At 59.4% G+C, this 251-nt stretch carries 1 protein-coding gene; it reads right to left on the reverse strand.

The window, feature by feature from the left end; all coding sequences use genetic code 11:
• Positions 1 to 222: condensation domain-containing protein (locus ABR397_RS23985; protein WP_350307871.1), on the reverse strand; the 222-nt coding region annotated here is incomplete at its 3' end.
• Between the last annotated feature and the right edge of the window lie 29 nt (positions 223 to 251).

The raw sequence follows: 251 nt of genomic DNA on the forward strand, positions 1-251 counted from the left end.
AGACCAGCCATCGGAAATAATGTGATGCTGGGTGAGCAGGAACCGGTATTCATCATCGGCAAGCCGGATAAGCGAAGCGCGAACAAGCGGACCACGCTCAAGGTCAAATGAGGCCCGCGCTTCTTCCGCACACAGGCGTTCAAGCACACCCTCCGCCTCCGGGAGCCCGCGCAGGTCATGTTGGGATAACCGCAGGCCGCTATCCGGCGCCAGCAGTTGCACTTGCGGCTGACCGTCAACAGAAACGAAAA

Origin of the sequence: Photorhabdus viridis, assembly GCF_040256935.1 — a bacterium.
GTDB lineage: Bacteria > Pseudomonadota > Gammaproteobacteria > Enterobacterales > Enterobacteriaceae > Photorhabdus > Photorhabdus viridis.